15 protein-coding genes are annotated in these 17,360 nt (G+C 65.7%); 3 read left to right on the top strand and 12 right to left on the bottom strand.

Features of this window, described 5'->3' with window-relative positions; all coding sequences use genetic code 11:
- Positions 1–2 precede the first annotated feature (2 nt).
- From EAH75_RS20000 to cutA, 9 genes are all read right to left on the bottom strand, one after another.
- Positions 3–350, bottom strand: a complete 348-nt coding sequence (locus tag EAH75_RS20000) for a helix-turn-helix domain-containing protein (RefSeq protein ID WP_140655857.1) — start codon at positions 348–350, stop codon at positions 3–5.
- 153 nt (positions 351–503) lie between these two features.
- Positions 504–1,358: a zinc-ribbon and DUF3426 domain-containing protein gene (locus tag EAH75_RS19170; RefSeq protein ID WP_140806538.1), complete on the bottom strand. Its 855-nt coding sequence runs from the start codon at positions 1,356–1,358 to the stop codon at positions 504–506.
- Positions 1,359–1,427: 69 nt separating this feature from the next.
- Positions 1,428–2,327, bottom strand: a complete 900-nt coding sequence (gene prmA / locus EAH75_RS19165; RefSeq protein ID WP_140655863.1) for a 50S ribosomal protein L11 methyltransferase — start codon at positions 2,325–2,327, stop codon at positions 1,428–1,430.
- A gap of 91 nt (positions 2,328–2,418) precedes the next feature.
- Positions 2,419–3,786 (bottom strand): acetyl-CoA carboxylase biotin carboxylase subunit, encoded by a 1,368-nt coding sequence (gene accC / locus EAH75_RS19160; protein ID WP_140655866.1) that lies wholly within the window; start codon positions 3,784–3,786, stop codon positions 2,419–2,421.
- Between the two features lie 10 nt (positions 3,787–3,796).
- The gene (gene accB, locus EAH75_RS19155) at positions 3,797–4,255 is read right to left on the bottom strand and encodes an acetyl-CoA carboxylase biotin carboxyl carrier protein (RefSeq protein WP_140806537.1); all 459 of its coding nucleotides are present in this window, start codon (positions 4,253–4,255) and stop codon (positions 3,797–3,799) included.
- A 74-nt stretch (positions 4,256–4,329) separates the two neighbouring features.
- Entirely contained in the window at positions 4,330–4,788 is a 459-nt protein-coding gene (gene aroQ, locus EAH75_RS19150) for a type II 3-dehydroquinate dehydratase (RefSeq protein WP_140655872.1), read from the bottom strand.
- 141 nt (positions 4,789–4,929) lie between these two features.
- Entirely contained in the window at positions 4,930–5,469 is a 540-nt protein-coding gene (locus EAH75_RS19145) for a TlpA family protein disulfide reductase (RefSeq protein WP_140655875.1), read from the bottom strand.
- Positions 5,469–7,661 carry a protein-disulfide reductase DsbD family protein gene (locus tag EAH75_RS19140; protein WP_140806535.1) on the bottom strand — a complete coding sequence of 731 codons (2,193 nt, stop codon included), beginning with the start codon at positions 7,659–7,661 and terminating at the stop codon, positions 5,469–5,471. Before EAH75_RS19140 ends, EAH75_RS19145 begins: the two co-directional genes overlap by 1 nt.
- A 61-nt stretch (positions 7,662–7,722) precedes the next feature.
- Complete coding sequence (gene cutA / locus EAH75_RS19135; protein WP_140655882.1) at positions 7,723–8,046, bottom strand: divalent-cation tolerance protein CutA; 324 nt, start codon at positions 8,044–8,046, stop codon at positions 7,723–7,725.
- 335 nt (positions 8,047–8,381) lie between these two features.
- Between cutA and EAH75_RS19130 the strand changes: the two genes are divergently transcribed.
- Positions 8,382–8,675: a co-chaperone GroES gene (locus tag EAH75_RS19130; protein ID WP_007081521.1), complete on the top strand. Its 294-nt coding sequence runs from the start codon at positions 8,382–8,384 to the stop codon at positions 8,673–8,675.
- A 124-nt stretch (positions 8,676–8,799) separates the two neighbouring features.
- Positions 8,800–10,449 carry a chaperonin GroEL gene (gene groL / locus EAH75_RS19125; RefSeq protein ID WP_140655885.1) on the top strand — a complete coding sequence of 550 codons (1,650 nt, stop codon included), beginning with the start codon at positions 8,800–8,802 and terminating at the stop codon, positions 10,447–10,449.
- Positions 10,450–10,594: 145 nt separating this feature from the next.
- Here groL and EAH75_RS19120 read toward each other — a convergent pair whose 3' ends face one another.
- On the bottom strand, positions 10,595–11,140 hold the full coding sequence (locus EAH75_RS19120; protein ID WP_240046343.1) for a hypothetical protein: 546 nt from the start codon (positions 11,138–11,140) through the stop codon (positions 10,595–10,597).
- Positions 11,141–11,343: 203 nt separating this feature from the next.
- Positions 11,344–13,236: an LTA synthase family protein gene (locus EAH75_RS19115; protein WP_140655889.1), complete on the bottom strand. Its 1,893-nt coding sequence runs from the start codon at positions 13,234–13,236 to the stop codon at positions 11,344–11,346.
- Positions 13,237–13,435: 199 nt separating this feature from the next.
- Between EAH75_RS19115 and glnE the strand changes: the two genes are divergently transcribed.
- A complete protein-coding gene (glnE, locus tag EAH75_RS19110; RefSeq protein ID WP_140806546.1) occupies positions 13,436–16,279 on the top strand; it encodes a bifunctional [glutamate--ammonia ligase]-adenylyl-L-tyrosine phosphorylase/[glutamate--ammonia-ligase] adenylyltransferase in 2,844 nt (947 codons plus the stop codon).
- A gap of 36 nt (positions 16,280–16,315) precedes the next feature.
- Here glnE and EAH75_RS19105 read toward each other — a convergent pair whose 3' ends face one another.
- Positions 16,316–17,302 carry a mitochondrial fission ELM1 family protein gene (locus EAH75_RS19105; protein WP_140655893.1) on the bottom strand — a complete coding sequence of 329 codons (987 nt, stop codon included), beginning with the start codon at positions 17,300–17,302 and terminating at the stop codon, positions 16,316–16,318.
- Positions 17,303–17,360 lie beyond the last annotated feature (58 nt).

The following is a 17,360-nucleotide window of genomic DNA, read 5'->3' as shown; positions in this document are numbered from 1 at the left end:
AGTTACAGCAGGCCGTGCGTAGCCAGCTTCTTGCGCAAGGTGGCACGGTTGATGCCCAGCGCGCTGGCGGCGCGACTCTGGTTGCCGTCATGAAAGGCGAGCACCTCACGCAGCAACGGCACCTCGACTTCGCGCAGCACCAAGGCATGCAGGCCCTCGGTGCACTCGGTATCGCCGATATCGGCAAGGTAGCGGCGTACCGTGCGGCTGACGCATTCGCTCAACGCACTGTTCGAGCTGGCACTGTTCGAGCCGGCACTCTGCAGGCAGGCACCTTGCGAGCCGGCACTCTGCGACGAGGTCTGTTTTGCGGCCTCGGCAACAGGCAGTCTTACGGCGTTCACGGACATCTTCCCTCACGTACGAAGCGGCGGCTGCGTGGGCCGCTGCCTGTGGTTATGACTGGTCTGGCAGGTCGCGGCGTGTATCGAATGCTGTTCGGCAGTCTGCGCGAAGGGTCGAGTCTACCCGTGCACGCCGATAATTTTAAGTACCGGACGACGCTATTCGAAGCTGAATTCGAATGCCACCGCCTTGTCGCTGGGATCCTCGACCTCCAGCAGCAGCACGGCGCTGGCGTCCGGCGCGAGACCGCGCTGCAGGATCGCGCTGTCGTCCAGGTATTCGCGGGGCTGCAGCCGGCGCATCGCAATGCGTTGGCCCTGTGCGTTTGACAGGGTGATCGTCAGCACCGGGTACGGCTGCGCGAAGGCCGCATCGTTGCGCATGCTGGCGCTGATCATCAGCGCGCCAGTCACGCTGGGGTGGGCCTGCACGTTGCTGGCGAGCAGGTGCAGTTGCTGCGGAGCGGCGACCAGTGGCACGTCGCAGCCGAGCAACGCACAGCTACTGCGCAGCCAATGGCCGATGGTGGGGTTGCGGATCAGCGTATCGCGCTGGGCCCAGGCCAACTGGATGGCGAGCAGCAGCAGCAACATGGTGCACGCGAGCACCCATGGCCAGCGCCGCTCGCCGGACAAGCGTGCGTGCCTTCGATGTCCGTGCTTGCGCAATCGCACGGGCTGACGCGCGCGTGGCTCACGCGCAAAGCGCGGTGCGAACACCAGCTGCGAGAAATCCTCGGCGGCGGTCGGCGCGACTGCCACGACATCTTCCTGGAGGACCACCGGTGGATCAGGCCGTGGCCGGTACACCACCAGGTCGAGGCATGGCGGCTCGAACGCTGGCTCGTTCACCGGCAGTTCGACGAACGGCTCGGGCACCAGCTGTTCGGTGAGTGTGGCAAGGCTGTCGAAACCGGCCCCGCAATGCCCGCACACGACATGACCGTGGGCCTTCGCGAGCGTTGCCGCATCCAGCGAAAACACGGACAGGCATTCGGGACATTGTGTGTACATGCAGGCCGTTTTGAATCGGTATCGGGCAAGCTTAGCAGGCTGATCGCGCCGGCAACCCGGGCGATCGACTCAGCTGCGTCGACGGCCGCTGATGCGCACCCAGTCTTCGCGCGTATCCACACGCAAGTCGTCGAACCATTCGGTGTAACGCTGCAGCAGTTCGTCCTGCTGGCCAATGAGAATGCCCGAGATGGCAAACGGTGCACCGGGCTTCGCGGCGGCGGCGAACGTTGGTGCGAGTTCGCCGAGAGGGCCGGCGAGGATGTTGGCGATGAAGATGTCAGCGGGTTCGGCATCGACGTCTTGCGGAAGGAACAGTACGAGGCGATCCGCCACGCCGTTGCGCTCGGCATTGTCGATGGATGCGGTGAGTGCCTGTGGATCGTTGTCGACACCGACCGCGCTGGCTACGCCGAGCTTCAGCGCGGCGATCGCCAGGATGCCGGAGCCACAGCCGAAGTCGGTCAATGTCTTGCCGACAAGGTCGAGACTGTCCAGCCATTCCAGGCACAGCGCGGTGGTCGGATGGGTGCCGCTACCGAACGCAAGTCCGGGATCCAGTCGCACCACCACCAGCTCATCATCGGCCGGCGGTTCGATGTTCCACGGATAGATCCACAGCCGCCGCCCGAACGGCATCGGCTTGAACTGATCCATCCATGCGCGCTCCCAGTCCTGATCGGCGATGTCGCGGAACGTCAGTTGATCCGGCTCCAGCCACGGCAGCAATTCGCCGAGCGCTTCGGTGAGGCCGCGGCGATCGGTGTGTTCATCGAACAGAGCGTTCAGCGTGATCGTCGGCCACAGCGGCAACTCGCCCACGCCGGGCTCGAAGATCGCCTGCTCGTCCGGCGTCTCCGCATTGGCATCCCGCAGCGTGATGGACAAGGCGCCGAGGTCGTCCAGTGCTTCTTCGGTGCCGGGCTGCTGCTCGGTGCGGACAATTAGGGAGAGTTCGAGCCAGGGCATGCGATGTCCGTGGGTGAGCGGTGACGATAGGCGACATCCGCTGCGCGGCGAATCATGTCTCGCGCAGCGGACGGTTCTTGCGGCGCGCCGGTCAGTGGCCGGTGGCGGGGTGTTCCTTCTGCTCCGCCATCCGCTTTTCCAGATAGTGGATGTTCTGGCCGCCGTGCTGGAAGCCGACGTCGGCCATGATCCGCTGCTGCAGCGGGATGTTGCATTTGACGCCTTCGATCACCGTCTCGGCCAGCGCCAGGCGCATGCGCGCGATTGCGGTCTCGCGATCGGGGCCATGCACGATCAGCTTGCCGATCATCGAGTCGTAGTTCGGCGGGATCTTGTAGCCGTCGTACAGGTGCGTGTCGACGCGCACGCCGGGGCCGCCCGGTGCCTCGAAGCGTTTCACCGTGCCCGGGCTGGGCATGAAGGTGTCGGGATCCTCGGCGTTGATGCGGCATTCGATCGCGTGGCCGCGGATCACGATGTCTTCCTGCCGGAGCGTGAGCTTCTCGCCGCCGGCGATCAGCAACTGCTCGCGCACCAGATCGACACCGGTGATCAGTTCGGTCACCGGGTGCTCGACCTGGATGCGGGTGTTCATCTCGATGAAGTAGAAGCGGCCGTTCTCGTACAGGAACTCGAACGTGCCGGCGCCGCGGTAGTTGATGCGGATGCAGGCATCGACGCAGACCTTGCCGATCGCGGCGCGCTGATCGTCGGTGATGCCCGGTGCCGGTGCTTCCTCGACGACCTTCTGGTGGCGGCGCTGCATCGAACAGTCGCGTTCACCCAGATGGATCGCATTGCCCTGACCGTCGGCCAGCACCTGGATCTCCACGTGGCGCGGATTCTCCAGGAATTTCTCCATGTAGACCTGTTCGTTGCCGAACGCGGCCTTGGCTTCGGCCTTGGTCATCGTGACGGCATTACCCAGATGCGCCTCGGTGCGCACCACGCGCATGCCGCGGCCACCGCCGCCGCCGGCGGCCTTGATGATCACCGGATAGCCGATCTCGCGAGCGATCTTGATATTGGTGTCGACGTCCTCGCCGAGCGGGCCGCCGGAGCCGGGCACACACGGCACGCCGGCAGCCTTCATCGCGCGGATCGCCTCGACCTTGTCGCCCATCAGGCGGATCACCTCGGCGGTCGGGCCGATGAAGATGAAACCGGACTGCTCTACCTGTTCGGCGAAATCCGCGCGTTCGGACAGGAAGCCGTAACCCGGATGGATTGCCTGGGCGTCGGTGATCTCGGCTGCCGCGATGATGCGCGGGATATTGAGATAGCTGTCGACCGACGGGCCCGGCCCGATGCAGATCGACTCGTCGGCCAGGCCGACGTGCTTCAGATTGCGATCCACGGTGGAGTGCACCGCCACGGTCTTGATGCCCAGACTGTGGCAGGCGCGCAAGACACGCAGCGCGATTTCGCCGCGATTGGCGATGACGACCTTCTCGAGCATCCGGGCGGCCTCAGGCAATCACGAACATGGGTTCGTCGAATTCCACCGGCTGGCCGTTCTCGACCAGGATCGCCTGCACGGTGCCGGCCACGTCGGCCTCGATCTGGTTGAACATCTTCATCGCCTCGATGATGCCCAGCGTTTCGCCGGCCTTGACCTGCTGGCCGACCTTGACGAAGGCCGGCGTGCCCGGCGTGGCGGAGGCGTAGAACGTGCCCACCATCGGTGCCTTCACCACGTGACCGGCGGGCAGCACATCGGCGGCCGGGACCTCGGCGACAGCCGCCACTGGTGCGGCCGCGATCGGCGCGGGTGCAGCAGCCACGGCGACCGGGGCTGCTGCGACCGGCGCGGTGCTCTTGGGTACGCGCGACAGGCGGACGACTTCCTCGCCCTCCTTGATCTCCAGTTCGGCGAGGTTGGATTCCTCGAGCAAGTCGATCAGTTTCTTGATTTTGCGCAAATCCATCGGATCAGCCTTTGTCAGTCATGCCACCGAGGGTGGCCGGAGTGGAGGAGTTGGCCATGCGGCCGTGTTCGTTGTTATGCGGCGCCGGGTGCTGACGCCCGCAGCCGCTGGATAGCCGCTTCCAGCGCCAGCCGGTAGCTGTCGCCGCCGAAGCCGCAGATCACGCCGACCGCGATATCGGATAGATACGAGTGATGGCGAAACGGCTCGCGGGCGAACACGTTCGATAGGTGCACCTCGATGAACGGAATCGCCACCGCGGCCAGCGCATCGCGCAGGGCAATGCTGGTATGGGTGAAGGCGCCGGCGTTGATCAGGATCATCGCAGTCTGATCGTCACGGCCCTGATGGACGCGCCCAACCAGCTCATGCTCGGCATTGGACTGGCACCAGGCCAGTTCGTGCCCGGCCGCCTGCGCTTGCTCAGCCAGCTGTCTATTGATGTCGGCCAGCGTCTCGCGGCCATAGATCTGCGGCTCGCGCGCACCCAGCAGGTTGAGGTTGGGTCCGTGCAGGACCAGGATTTTCGCCACGAGTCGTCCAGCTTGCGTCCGGAGGCTCCGGCACCCGGCGCAGTGTGCGCGCAGTCGTGGATGTTGTCCAGTTCACCGCAGATCGACGATGTTTGACGGAGAAGAGCAAGATTCCGTGCGGAAGCGTATGTCGGTCGTTGCTCAGGGGGTGCTGTGAATCGGCCTGAGCCACTGTTCCAGCTGTGAAGTGGACAGGGTCCCGGCATGTGTCGCCAAAATGCGCCCATCCGCATCAATCAGTACGCTATATGGCAGCATTTCACGAGTATCACCCAGTTGCAGCGAGGTGCTTGGCGGAGTCAATCGGCCCAGTAAAATCGGGTAACTCACCGGATGCGCGGCCAGAAAGGCACGTGCGTGAGCGGGCTCATCCATCGCAATACCGATCACGATCGGTGCAAGTTCGCCGAACTTCGCCTGTGCCTGATTCAGTGCCGGCATCTCTTCCAGACACGGCTTGCACCAGCTGGCCCAGAAATTCAGCAGCACGCGGTGGCCGCGGTAATCGCTCAACGGGTGCAGCTTGCCATCGAGGTCGGGCAAGGCGAGTGCAGGCAACGGTTGGCCGATCAGTATTGGATCCATGGGTGGCGACTGCTGACTGCGATGATCGACATAACCGCCCGCGGTAGCGGCCAGCACGGCCAGGCCCAGGATCAACCAGTTGCTGCGACTCAGCATCAGCGTGCTGCCTCGGTCAGCGCCTGATCGACCATCGAGGGTGTCAGTACCGTCGACAGCTGCCTGCCGGGACCACCGTTTTTCGGGAACACCACGTACAGCGGCACGCCGGGCGAGTGGTATTGCTGCAGGAATGCGCTGATAGCGGGGTTGACGTCGGTCCAGTCGCCTTTCATGTAGACCGAGCCGGTGCGCCGGAGCAGATCGCGGAACGCCTGCGTATTCAGCACGGTATGTTCATTTGCCTTGCAGGTGACGCACCAGTCGGCGGTCATGTCGACGAAAACCGGGGTGTCTGCCGCGCGCAGTTCGGCCAGTTTCCCTGCGCTGTACGGCACCACGCCTTCCTCGGCTGCTGCAACGCTGGACGCCGGCGGCACATGGGCCAGCAGATACATCGGCACCAGCGTGGCCACGGCCAGCACTGCCACCGCGACCCGGCTGAGGGCGCCGCGCGAGCGGCTGCGTTCGAACCACCACAGCGTCATCGCCAGCAACACCATCGCCACCAGCACCAGCCCGACCGCATCGGCGCCACGCTGGTTCGCCAGCACCCATACCAGCCAGGCGGTGGTGAGGTACATCGGGAACGCCAGTACCTGTTTCAGCGTTTCCATCCAGCGTCCGGGCCGCGGCAGCAAACGCGCCAGTGCCGGCACAAAACCGATCAACAGGAACGGCAACGCCAGTCCGATGCCCAGCGCCAGGAATACCAGCAGCGCGGCCAGTATCGGCGCAGCAAACGCGTAAGCCAGCGCGCTGCCCATGAATGGCGCGGTGCATGGACTGGCGACCACCACCGCCAGCACGCCGGTGAAAAAGTCGCCAGCAGGGCCGGAGCGTGCGGCCAGGCCGGCGCCGGTATTGCCCAGCGAGGCGCCGAACTGCACCACGCCCGACATCGACAAGCCGACCGCCAGCATCACGCAGGCCAGTGCGCCGACCAGCAGCGGTTGCTGCAGTTGCGAGCCCCAGCCCAGCGCGTGGCCGGCTGTACGCAGGGCCAGGATGCCCAGCCCCAGCGCGGCGAAACTGCACAGTACGCCGGCGGTATAGAACAAGGCGTGGTGGCGCGCCGTCGTGCGGCTCTCGCCGCTTTCGAGCACGCTGACCGCCTTGATCGACAGCACCGGCAGCACGCATGGCATCAGGTTCAATATCAGTCCGCCGCCAAGCGCGAGCAACAACGCGGCGATCAGGCTGATCTGCAGTGGGCCCCGGCTGGCATCGGCCGGCGGCAATTCCGGCGCGGTCTCAATGGTCTGGCCGGCGCTGGCAACATTGATGCCGAGATCGATGTTTACCGCTCGGGTCATCAACGGGTAGCACAAGCCACCGTCCTGGCAGCCTTGAAAGCTTGCCTCGAGGGACAGCTGTTTGCGATCGCCGAGGCTACCTTCGACCATCACCGGCAGCTCGACCTGGTCGAAAAATACGGTGACATCGCCGTAATGCGCGTCGTGGTGTGCCGTGCCGGCCGGCCACACGGGTTTCAGGCTGAGCCCGGTGGCATCCTTGAGCTTCAGCGTGGTCTGGTCGCGATACAGGTAGTAACCCTTCGGCATCGTCCAGCGCAGCAACAGCTGATGCGGGTTCTGTGCCAGCGCCTCGAAGCGGAATGCCTGGTCAGCCGGCAGTGGCGCCGTATCGATGGCCGTGGCGGTAGAGCTCTTGTTGCCGCCGAGCTGGCTGAGCGCAGCGCCGAGTGCGTTGCCGGCGGCGGCCGTCGTACCGCTGGCCTGCAGCGGCAGATCGATCTGCTCGGTATGTGGCGGGTAGCAGATCTTCGGATCGACCTCGTGACAGCCCTGGTACTGCACGCTCAGCTTTACGCGCGTGGTACCGGCGACCACGGTATACGGGGTGCTGGCGTCGACGCTGTGGTGGTAGGTCTCCACGTCGCCGAGGTATTCATCATGGTGCTTCTCGCCATCGGGCAGTTGCGCTTCGCCGAGGGTGACTCCATCGCCACCCTTGAACTTCATGCGGCCGCGGTAGAGGTAATAGTCCGGCGCGATGGTCCAGTGCAATTTCAGCATGCCGGGCGTGGAAGCATCGGCGCTCAGCTTGTACGCTTCGGTGACGGGCAACAGGTCGTCGGTGCTCTGCGCGAACGCGGGCAGCGCAGCCAGCAGCAGGCCCAGCCAGGCAAGCAGACGGATGGCCATTCGGCCGGCGGGGAACGGGGACATCGGGACTCCTGGAAAAACGCAGAACCGCATTATGGCTCAGTCGCCGGGACACAAACCCCGATCAGCCTGTGGCGTTCGCACGCACCCAATCCAGATAGGCCGCATGGCCATGCTCCACCGGCACGGCGATCAGCTCCGGCAGTTCGTACGGGTGCAGCTCAAGCAGGCGTGCCCTGAGTGCCTCGAAACGGATGGCGGTGGTCTTGATCAGCAGCAATTCTTCGTTGTCGGTAGTCACCGCACCTTGCCAGCGATAGGTGGAATGGATACCGGGTATGCGGTTGACGCAGGCGGCCAGCTGCTCGCCCACCAGCGCCTCGGCGATGGCCTGGGCGCTGGTGGCATCGGGGCAACTGCAATAGCAGAGCAGGACGGTTTCGGGCATGCCTGCCAGCCTAGCAGCGCATGAGGTTCGTTTTTAGGTAAGGCGGACACCGCTCACCGCTACTGATCTGCGTCACCGGCATGATCGAAGAGCCGGTGGGGTGGTGCCCGGTCCCACGAAGCCGCCACCTGTCGCCGGATGGCGACTTCAATGGCCCGCAGCCCTTGAAACCGGCCTCCACCCACCCAATTAGCTGTTCGTTCCCGGTTCAAAAGTTCTTGCAGCGGCGTTCTGTACCGCTAAAATTGGCACTCATATACCCTGAGTGCTAACAGGACTGCCGATCCGGGTCTTGAAAGCCTTGTCCCACCTCAATAGTCAGCTGGAGTCCATCCATGAGCACACTGCGTCCGTTGCATGATCGCGTCATCGTCAAGCGTCTGGAAGAAGAGCGCGTTTCCGCCGGCGGCATCGTCATCCCCGACAGCGCCACCGAGAAGCCGACCCGCGGCAAGGTCGTCGCCGCCGGCACTGGCCTGATCATGGCCGATGGCAAGGTGCGTCCGATGTCGCTGAAGGCTGGCGACACCGTGTTGTTCGGCAAGTACGCCGGCCAGGAAATCAAGATCGACGGCGAGGATCTGGTCTTCCTGAAGGAAGACGACATCGTGGCCGTGATCGAAGGCTGATTGGCTGGGGCCCCGGTGGGTTGAGCGCGTATCAAAACCGCGCACACCAGTCGCCTTCGGCTCCTTCCCGCACCGCTTTCGCAACGTTCCCATTCCTAATTCAATTTTTTGAGGCAAAAAAATCATGGCAGCTAAAGAAGTACGTTTCGGCGAAGACGCCCGCGCCCGCATGCTGAAGGGCGTCAACACGCTGGCCAATGCGGTCAAGGTCACGCTGGGCCCGAAGGGTCGCAATGTCGTGCTCGAGAAGAGCTTCGGCGCGCCGACGATCACCAAGGACGGCGTGTCCGTCGCGAAGGAGATCGAACTGGCCGACCGCTACGAGAACCTCGGCGCGCAGATCGTCAAGGAAGCCGCTTCGAAGACCTCCGACGTCGCCGGTGACGGCACCACCACCGCGACCGTGCTGGCCCAGGCGTTCATCCAGGAAGGCCTCAAGGCTGTTGCCGCCGGCATCAACCCGATGGACCTGAAGCGCGGCATCGACAAGGCCGTCGCGGCCGCCGTCGGCGAGCTGAAGAAGCTCTCCAACCCGACCGCGAACGACAAGGAAATTGCCCAGGTCGGCACGATCTCGGCGAACTCCGACACCAACATCGGCGACATCATCGCCACCGCGATGAAGAAAGTCGGCAAGGAAGGCGTGATCACGGTCGAGGAAGGTTCGGGTCTGGAGAACGAGCTCGACGTGGTCGAAGGCATGCAGTTCGATCGTGGCTACCTGTCGCCGTACTTCATCAACAACCAGGCTTCGCAGCAGGTTGAGCTGGACGACCCGTACATCCTGATCCACGACAAGAAAGTGTCGAACGTGCGCGAGCTGCTGCCGGTGCTGGAAGCCGTTGCCAAGGCCGGCAAGCCGCTGTTGATCGTCGCCGAGGAAGTCGAAGGCGAGGCGCTGGCCACGCTGGTGGTCAACACCATCCGCGGCATCGTCAAGGTCGCCGCCGTCAAGGCACCGGGCTTCGGTGACCGTCGCAAGGCGATCCTGGAAGACATCGCGATCCTGACCAACGGCCAGGTCGTGTCCGAGGAAGTGGGTCTGTCGCTGGAGAAGACCACGATCGCCGATCTGGGTCGCGCCAAGCGCATCGTCATCACCAAGGAAAACACCACGATCATCGACGGTGCCGGCGAAGCGGAGAAGATCCAGTCGCGCATCAGCCAGGTCAAGGCGCAGATCGAGGAGACCTCGTCGGACTACGACAAGGAGAAGCTGCAGGAGCGCGTGGCCAAGCTGGCCGGCGGCGTTGCGGTGATCAAGGTCGGTGCCGGCACCGAGATCGAGATGAAGGAAAAGAAGGCCCGCGTCGAAGACGCCCTGCATGCCACCCGTGCGGCCGTCGAAGAAGGCGTGGTCCCCGGCGGCGGCGTTGCGCTGATCCGCGCGCTGAAGGCCGTCGAAGGCCTGAAGGGCGACAACACCGACCAGGATCTGGGCATCGCGATCACCCGCCGTGCACTGGAATCCCCGCTGCGTGCGATCGTCACCAACGCTGGTGAAGAAGCGTCGGTGGTGGTCCAGCGCGTCAAGGAAGGCAAGGGCAACTTCGGCTACAACGCGGCCACCGGCGAGTACGGCGACATGGTCGAGATGGGCATCCTGGATCCGACCAAGGTGACCCGTTCGGCCCTGCAGCACGCCGCGTCGGTTGCCGGCCTGGCGATCACCACCGAGGCGATCGTCGCCGAGCTGCCGAAGAAGGACGATGGCCACAGCCACGGCGGCGGTCAGGGCGGCGGCATGGGCGGCATGGGCGGTATGGACTTCTAAGTCCCCACGCAGCAACTGCATCGAAGAAAACCCCGCCTCGTGCGGGGTTTTCTTTTAGGTGCCACGGAGGGTTTGCGATGGGTCGCCCAGCAAAAGGCCCCGGGAGTTTCCTCCCGGGGCCCGACATTGCGCGGAATGCGGAAGATCAGTGCCCGTGCGCCGCCCTGGCGACCACTTTGGCGTCGGCGCCAACCGATTGCCCGGTGGCGGTCTGCTTGACTGCATCGCCGACCGAGCCAGCGCTGCGGTCGGTGGCCTGGATCGCCGAATGTGCGGCATCGCGTACGTCGCCACCCACGCCCTGACCAGCGGCACCGGCCTGGCCGGCGGTGTTGGCGGTATCGATGCCTGCGCCCGCATCGACATTGGCGTTCGCATCAGCGTGCGTACTGCCTGCGCCAGCTCCGGCCGAGCCATCAGCATTGACGCCGGCATTGGCTCTGCCGTTATTGTTTACGGCCGAACGGGTTTTATCGACGGCCTTGTGGGTCAGGTGTCTTGTCTCGTGGCCGGCGCGGTGCACGGTCTGCGCACCGGCTTGGCCGACCGTATGCATCGTGCTGGGCACGACGGTGCCGGCGTTTGCCCCGGCGCCGACCTGTGCGGCACCGCCGAGATTGACCTGGGCGAACGCAGGGATGCTGAGCGCGCTGGCGCCAACGATGAGGGCGGCAAGCATGGTCTTGTGCATGGCTATGGATCTCCAGAAGTTTCGGGGTGCATGAAGCACGCGGCTCCAACGCATCGTCGAAGCTAGGTGTCGACAACCCACTGCGACGTGAACACACCGATCCGCACTTCAGCCGGCAGCCAGCTCGCTGAATCGCAACATTGCCTGGCATGCGGCGATGACGATGCGTTCACAAGCGGGCCAATCGAAGTCCGCACTACTCATCACGGCAGCTTGTTGGCTGCCGGTACTGGCGCGGACTCCCTGCCGCCATGGGCAATGCCGCTGGGCATCGTCGTCCGGCTCGGCAGCAGCTTGTCCAGCTTGCCGTTGATGCGCAGTTGATTGACGCTGGCCATGGCCTGGTCGAGTTTCTGCAGATCGCTACCCTCGGCGGGCGGCGGCGCGCCGGGTGCCTGGGTCAGCGCGGCAAGTTGCGGGCCGACCAGTTCGGTCAACGCGAAGTAGGGATCGTCGTGAATGCCGGCTTGCGCCAGCAGCTTGCCAGGCAGCAGCCATGCGGCGGTATCCGCCTGGGTCGGCTTGCGCGGATGCTGCGGATCGACCAGCAACCAGGTGCCGGCCTGGCTCAGCATGTCGCCGCCGTTGACGAAACCGGTGGTCTGATAGCTGTTGCTCAACGCGGGCAGGTGGTCGCCATAGAACAGCACCAGGCTGGGACGCTTGCGCTGCGCCAGCAGTTTTACCAGCCGGCCCAGTTCGGCGTCGGCGTGCTGCAGATGGTAGAGATAGGTCTGCAGCTCCAGCTTGTCCCTGCCGGTGATGCCGTCGGGTACGGGGATGGCATCGCGTTCGGCGACGTGGGCGGGTTCCACATCGTACGGACCGTGTGCCTCGATGCTGATGGCGAAGATGAACTGCGGCGGGCCGGCATCCTTCAACTGCACCATGATCTCGTCCGTCATCGCGCTGTCGGCCATGTACTTGCCGTCCATCGCCGCACCTGCCGGGAACGACGATTGCGAGACGAAGCGATCGAAGCCGAGCGCCTTGAATGCGGTGATGCGGTTCCAGAATGCCGGGTCGTTGCCGTGCAGCGCGGTCGTCGAATAACCGTGCGCGCCCAGTGTGCGCACCAGGCTCGGCAAGGCCTTGTGGCTCATCTGCAGGTAGGGAAATTGCAGGTTGTCGAAGTAGCGCAACGACAGCCCGGTGAGTACCTCGAATTCGGTACGGATGGTGCCGCCGCCAAACGTGGGCACGTGCAGCTTGCCGCTGACCCCCTGCGCGGCGAGCCGGTGCAGGTTCGGCGCGAAGTCGCTTTGTTCGTAACCGCGCATGATGGCCGGATCGAACAACGACTCGCTCTGCACCACCACGATGTCCGGCAGGTCGCCGCTGGCCACCGATGTCTGCATGGTTTGCAGCAGGGCCGGTGTCGACTGCTCGATCAACTGGGCGGCCGCAGCGCGGTCCGGCTTGTGCTGGCTGCGGCCATACTGCAGGTGAAACAGCATCAGCGAGCTGATCAGGCCGGAATGTTCGGTGGTGGTGGAGGCAGACCACGGCTCCAGCCAGAGCACCTTCGCGTTGTAGATCTTCCCCCATGCGGGCAGACCGAACAGCATGCTGACCAGCGCCACCGCCAGCACGCCGCCGGCCAGCAGTCGCCGGCTGCGAGTGCGCCGCGGGAATATCGGCGGCTCAAGCCGCCACGCCACCACGACCAGCGCCAGCGCGGCAAACAGGCCAAGATACGGCCACGGGCTATGCGGCAGGTAGCCAGCCAGCAGATGCATGCCGCCCTTGCGCAACTGGCCGACCATGCGGAAATCGTCCGGCAACAGCGGCGTGCCGAGGTTCGCGACTTTCAAGAGATTGACGCCGTAGACCAGTCCCTGTGACAGGAACGCCAGCCCGAATGACAGCAGCGCACGCCGGCTCAGTGCCAGCAATACGCCAGCCAGCAGCAGGCCCGGCCACGCGTTGGCCAGCGGATAGCGTGGCTGGTCGAGCATGCGCAGCGGGGTGACGCCGACTCCGCCGTCGAGCAGCCCGGTCAGCAGCACGAATGCCAGCGCCAGCACCAGCAGCAGTGCGAAGCGCGGCGCCAGCGTGCGCCAGCGGCCGGGCGGGTTTGCGGAATTCAGGGACATGGCAGTCCTGCGGTCGCTGTCATGGTGTAGACACTCAAATGTAATGGGATGCAGATGAACAGTGGGTAGGCGCCGAACGGCGAGCGGCGGGCCTGTTCACAGCTTGATCAAACGCATGCGACCCGTGTCGGTGTACCGACGGTGATTGCCGATGCAAACCCTTGTCGGCAGTTTGTCCCTGCTGCGGCACAATGGGCCGATGCCTGCCCATGAATCCGCTGCGCTGCGTGCGCTGATCGACGATCGCTACGGCGATCTTGCCGCCCGTTGTCGCGCCGCCGGCGTGCCGCTGCATGACGATGCCGGCGTCGCCGAGCGGATTCGCCGCACCCTGCTGGCCAGCGACTTCGCGTTCGACGTGTGGTGCCGCCAGCCGCAGCTGCTGGCGCCGGCCGGGCTGGAGCGGTTGCGTTCCGGCAGCGATGCCAGCGCGCGCATCGAAGCGCTCAAGCTGCCCGACGACGAAGCGGCGTGCATGGTCGCGCTGCGCCGGTTTCGCCACGCCGAGGCGTTGCGACTGGTGTTCCGCGACGTCAACGGGCTGGACGAACTGCCCGAGACCCTGTCCGCCACCAGCGTGTTGTACGAGGCCTTGCTCGGCGTGGCATTGGGCTGGTCCGAGCGTGCGCTGGCCGCGCGCTACGGCTACAGCCGCGACCACGACGGTGTGCTGCAACGGCTGCTGGTGATCGGCTTCGGCAAGCTCGGCGGCAGCGAGCTGAACTTCTCCTCCGACATCGACCTGGTGCTGGCGTACCCACACGCGGGCCAGACCGATGGCGCGCGGCCGCTCGACAACAGCGAGTACTTCATCCGGCTCGGTCGCCAGCTGGTGCGGCTGCTGAACGAGCCGACCATGGACGGCATCTGCGCACGGGTCGACCTGCGCCTGCGCCCGTTCGGCAACGCGGGTAGGTTGGCGCTGTCGTTCGCCGCGATGGAGCAGTACTACCAGAGCGAAGGGCGCGACTGGGAGCGCTACGCCTGGATCAAGGCGCGCCCGGTGGCCGGCGACCGCGCTGCCGGCAAGCAGCTGCAGGAATTGCTGCGGCCATTCGTCTATCGCAAGTACCTCGACTACACCGCGTTCGCCGGCCTGCGCGAGATGAAGGCGTTGATCGATGCGGAAGTCGCGCGCAAGGACCTGGCCGACAACCTCAAGCTCGGCCCCGGCGGCATCCGTGAGATCGAGTTCATCGTGCAGCTGACCCAGTTGATCCGCGGCGGCCGCGAGCCGAGCCTGCGCGTGCGCGGCCTGCTGCCGGCGCTGACCGCGTGCGAGGCGCGTGGTCACATCGGCGCTGCGCGCGCACGCATGCTGCGCGAGGCCTACGTGCTGTTGCGCCGGGTCGAGAACCGCGTGCAGATGCTGCGCGACGCGCAGACGCATGACATCCCCGACGATGCGCTGAGCCGCGAACGCATCGCGCTGAGCCTGGACTATCCCGACTGGACTGCCCTGGAATCGGCACTGAGCAAACATCGCGCCGTCGTCAGCGAGGAGTTCGCCGCGGTGCTGATGCCGCAAGGTGGTCGCGCCGCCAGCGTGCCGGCGGCCGACATGGTGTTGTGGCAACGGGCGTGCGACGAATCGCTCGATGCCGGCACGCTCGAGGCATCCGGCTTCGTGCCTGCTGCCGAACTGGCCGACACGCTGCTGAAGCTGCCGCAGGCCGCGGCGGTGCGCTCGATGTCGGCCCGCTCGCGCGAACGGCTCGATCACCTGATGCCGCAGCTGTTCAGTGCCGCGCGTGCCACGGCTGCACCGGTAGCCAGCCTGTTGCGTCTGTGCCGGCTGATGCAGGCGGTGGCGCGGCGCTCGTCGTATCTGGCGCTGCTGGAGGAACAGCCGGCTGCACGCAAGCGCCTGGTGCGGCTGTTTGCCGACAGTGCCTTTCTGGCCGAGCGCGTGATCACGCAGCCGCTGCTGCTGGACGATGTGCTCGATCCACGCATCGATCAATTGCCGTTCAAGCGCGCCGACATCACCGCCGAAATCGCCCGCGTGCTGAATACGCTGGATGAGCGCGAAGCCGAAGCCGAGCTCGAGCGGATCAACGAGTTCCGCGCCTCCACCGCGTTCCGGCTGGGGCTGGCCTTCAATGATGGCCGCGCCGATGCGGTGGCTACGGCGCGTCGACTGGCCGCACTGGCCGAGTCGGTGGTCGGTGCCGTGCTGGCGCTGGCCGAACGGGAACTGATCGCCCAGCACGGCCGGCTGCCCGGCGTGGGTTCCGGCTTCGCCGTGCTTGGCTATGGCAGTCTCGGTGGCGGCGAGCTGGGCTTCGCTTCCGATCTGGATCTGGTATTCGTCTACGACGGTCGCCGCGCGCAGGCGATGAGTGACGGCGCGCGTCCGCTGGAAGGCGCACGCTGGTATCAGCGCCTCGCCCAGCGGGTGATGAACTGGCTCACCGTGCTGACCCGGGCCGGGCGCATGTACGAGGTCGATACGCGACTGCGTCCGGACGGCTCCAAGGGTTTGCTGGTCGGCAGCCTCGACGCGTTTGCCGCGTATCAGAAAAGCCGCGCATGGACGTGGGAGCATCAGGCCCTGCTGCGCGCACGGCCGGTCGCCGGCGACGCGTCGCTCAACCACGAGCTGGCCGAAGTGCGGCGCGAGATCCTTGCCGTGCCGCGCAATCTCCTCGCCGTGCTGGCCGAAGTCAGCAGCATGCGCCAGCGCTGGCGCGCCGAGCGCGATCGCTCCGACGAACACCAGCTCGATCTCAAGCAGGGCCGCGGCGGCCTGCTCGATATCGAATTCGCGCTGCAGGGTCTGGTGCTGGCGCATGCGGCGCGATGCCCGGAGCTTCTGGGTGTCACCGCGAACGCCGGCCTGATCGAGGCATGCCGCATCGCCGGCCTGCTCAACGCCGATCAGGCAGCGATCCTGACCGTGGCGCACGCCGACCTGCTGCAACGCGCCCTGGCCTGCACGCTCGACCTGCGCTCGCGCATCACGCCGCGCGACGCGGCATTGCACCAGCTGTGCGACGGCGTGTGCGAGGTCACCGCGGCGCTGGGTTTTGCATTCGACTGACCGCGGTTCTTTCGCCGCGGGTCCGGCGCAGGCGGTTCAGTTCAACGCCTGTTGCGATTGCCGCCGCAGGATTCGCGCGCGCAATTCGGTGGCCATGGTTGCGGTCTCGCGCAGCGGCATGGATGAAGGTGTCGCCGTGCTGTCGAGATCATGCAACCGGTCTGCGTCACGCAAGGCCTGATGGAATCGCGCGATCTTCGCCGGCAACGGTGCGGTGACGAAGGTCTGCACCGGGCAGCCGACCGCGCAGGCTTCGCTGAGCATGTTGACCGAATCGGGCGTGACCACGAGGCGGTCGGCCCAGCCGAGCACGCCCGGGTAGGGGTTGCGGCCGTCGTCGCGACCGGCCCATAGCAGGCCGGGCACGCCTTTCAGTGCATCGCGAAAAACCTCGATCAACGCCGGCGAGGTGCGCCTCGAAGCCAGCACCAGCAGGCTGCCGCCTTCAAGGCGCTGGCGTTGCAGCAGGCGCGTGGCCAGTTGACGGGCGTAGTCCGCATTCAGTGCGATGCCCTGGCGCGGGCCGCCCAGCAGCACACCTACGCGCGGCTGCGGCAGCTCGGCGAAACCGGGGCAGGCTTCGCGGCCGTCGGCCAGCCATTCGTCGTTGACCGTGTTCAATGAACCGAGCGGTCGCAGCACGTTGGCGCCGGCGACGCGGTCGTGCTGCGGCGCGACCACCGTATCCCAAGAGGCAGGATCGATGCGCGGATCGAGGATCTGCACGGTGTAGCACTGGCCATCGGACAGGTCGCGCAGCATGCGGGTGAACAGCGCTGCCGCCCGGCCGCAACCGATCGCGACGCGAGGCCACGGCGCAGAGAACAGCTTGCGCTGGATGGCCGGCAGGGCGAGCCGACCGCCGAGAGTGAGGCGCGGTGCAAACCATGACCAGGGCGCACGCGGCTCCAGCACCAGGTGGCGTATCGGCATCTGTAGGTGCTCGGCCAGCGCCAACGCCTGCCGCTGGTTGCCGGCGGCGGCATCGGTGATGACCCAGCATTCGCCCTGCGGCGTCAACATGAGCGCGGCCGTCGCGGCATTGTTTCCCAGATGAACACAGTACGTTCTCCGCAGCCCG

Origin of the sequence: Rhodanobacter glycinis (genome assembly GCF_006438785.1) — a bacterium.
Taxonomy (GTDB): domain Bacteria; phylum Pseudomonadota; class Gammaproteobacteria; order Xanthomonadales; family Rhodanobacteraceae; genus Rhodanobacter; species Rhodanobacter glycinis_A.
This window is presented reverse-complemented; position numbering and strand designations above follow the sequence as displayed.